This window comes from Lysinibacillus sp. FW301-JW8 (genome assembly GCF_058788755.1).
Map to the genome: position 1 here is coordinate 1 of NZ_JBYTBB010000137.1, position 2,680 is coordinate 2,680.

The window sequence follows — 2,680 nt, forward strand, 5'->3', positions numbered from 1 at the left end:
AGGCTATTTTTTTCATCATTCTTCAATTGATCACGTCGTTTACCAAGAATTCGGAAGTGTTGTTTAAGGTCCTTTTTAGCATACGGTGCTAGCTGCTTTTGAACGGATTTTCGTACTGCTTGAAGCGCTTCAGTTACGTAACGATTGACATGATAACGATCGGCGATACGAATCGCTGCAGGATACATCTTTTTCGCAAACGTATGATAGGCCTTTGCCAAATCCATGACAATCGCGACAGGCTTCAGCGTACAAAGAGTAGATTGTGTATTGAAATAGGCGTGTAATTCCTCGATTCTTCGTCCAGGAATAACATCTAAAAATGTGCCACCACGTAAATCATGGAGACCCGTGTTATACGTATGCCCTTTACGAATGGCAAAATCATCAATGCCTAGAACGAGATTGTGACACGCCAATGCTTTTTTCTGACAAGTTTTTTGGACACGTGTGGCTTCCTCCATTTTCCACGAACGGACGATACGCGCAACGGTTGTAGCGGGTGTGTTTGTCACACGTGATGTATGCGTGATTGTAGAGCCGATTGCTTGCTTCGGCAGCGTGGCTTCAAATGCCTTTGTGTATCGTTTTTTCGGTGCCACACACTCATATGCCCATACAAAATGTGCAAAACAAGCTGTACATGACATACGAATGGCAGGTAAATTCAAATAAACAGGGCAACCAAACGCTTCGAGATGACGCACTTTTCGAACATAGCCGATTCCGCGACGAGTCGTATTTTCAAATGCACAAATGGGACAGGCCTGTTTAGATTTAATTGGCATGACATCAATGAAAATTTGGTGATTTATTTTAGTGGTTGCGATAATTTTTAGTTCTGGTAAATCCCATAAATCCTTGATAGAATAAGAGTGCATCTGTATACCTCGCTGTGTTGTTTGGTCGTACTCTCAACTCTAGCGGATACAGATGTTTTTTTGTATTCTTTTTTAGCAAGAACAGATTTTGGTGTTGAGCCAATCATTTTCTTGTATTTTTATATGACAGTTTAAGCTATCATTGATTAAAGACCTAAATTATGGGAGGTATTACTATTTTAAAATATGATGATGCAAATCCATTAAGTATTAAGGTATATGGTGAAAAACTAATTGGAAAAAAATTTTCTGATGTAATAAATGATGCAACGATTGATGAATATTTAAAACAGGAGACTATAACAAAAGTAAATAATCCCAGATATAAAGGTGGAATGGGTCATTTAATTGAAAAGTACCACTTCGAATATGAGATTAATAATGACCAAGAGCCTAATTTCCCAAAATCTGGTGTAGAACTAAAAGTGACTCCTTATGAAATAGGAAAAAAAGGGGGCTACTCAGCTGGAGAACGTCTAGTCATCACGATGATTAGTTACACTGAACCAGTAGAAGAAAACTTTTTTACTCACATGCCTATAGTAAATTCCGCTTAACACTGTTAATTCATTATTTACGAAATCGTGATTTGTAAAGAATTGAATATCCTATCAATTTCGTAACGCTTTTTTCTTCACCTGAAAAGGATTTAAAAATCATTCAGCAAGACTATGAAAAAATCATTACAAAAGTAAGAGAAGGTCGAGCTCATGAATTGTCAGAAGGTGAGACGATGTATTTGGGTGCCTGTACAAAAGGTTCTACCGCTATTAAAAGCTTAGTCCCTCAAGAATTATACGCACCTCATATTAAAGCACTGAAACGGGCATTTTGTTTTAAACAGTCTTACATGACCTACCTGTTTAATAAATATGTTCTTAATCAAGTTAATACATATGAGTCTATTTTGAATAATGTAAGCCAATCTGACAATCAAATTTTCGAAACTTTCACTAGATATAAAGTGATGGTATTGGTATAAAATTTCTTCTTAAACTAAAAAGGGTGTATTTAATAAGCTAAAACTTAATTTGTAAATTACACAATTAGAAGTAAGCGTGCGATTATTAGCTACGCTTACTTTTTGTTGGTTCAGAGATACACTTCTATAACCTCTATTTTCGTCTATAAATTAATATTCCAATAATGATGGTCATACAAATTATTATAAAAAAATCAATTTTATTCACTTTAACAAATACCGCCAAATAAGCAATATCTTCACAAAAGGATTTCCCTGATAATTGGACAAAGTATAAAAAAACTTCAACAGGGGAAATTGTCGAAGTTTCAGATCGAATGCATATGTTTTTTATGGGCAATGCTTTAGTAACAGAAATTGGTAAGAGAATTGGTAATGAGTTAGTAAAACATTGAGTCGCTTGATGGTAAATAATATGGCCACGAACGGCTTTTTCTTATAAGTGATTGCTTATCGCTATTAATATAGGTTTTATTTGTTAGAGTATTCTGCACAACGAAAAGATGTGGAAATATTCACACTAAAAATATTACTCTCTGATTTTCATTTGATATTAATGATTCAGACTTAAAAGATATAATTGAAGATTTAGATATCAAACCTAATCCAAACAAATATACAGAAATCTATAAATAAATTGAAAAAACACGGATTCTTTTCAAGCATTGTTTAAGGATTTGTATTGAAATGATGTATCGAATTTTGCTCACAGAAAATGACTCAAAACTATTTACTGAAAGAATAAAGGCTCAACACCAAAATCTGTTCTTGCTAAAAAAGAATACAAAAAAACATCTGTATCCGCTAGAGTTGAGAG

2 protein-coding genes are annotated in these 2,680 nt (G+C 34.3%); one reads left to right on the forward strand and one right to left on the reverse strand.

What is annotated here, in order from left to right; all coding sequences use genetic code 11:
- On the reverse strand, positions 1-881 hold an 881-nt coding region (locus AC3WOM_RS26575; RefSeq protein WP_492449175.1), incomplete at its 3' end, for a transposase.
- Positions 882-1,042: 161 nt separating this feature from the next.
- Between AC3WOM_RS26575 and AC3WOM_RS26580 the strand changes: the two genes are divergently transcribed.
- Positions 1,043-1,438 carry a MutH/Sau3AI family endonuclease gene (locus AC3WOM_RS26580; protein ID WP_492449178.1) on the forward strand — a complete coding sequence of 132 codons (396 nt, stop codon included), beginning with the start codon at positions 1,043-1,045 and terminating at the stop codon, positions 1,436-1,438.
- The last annotated feature ends 1,242 nt before the right edge of the window (positions 1,439-2,680 follow it).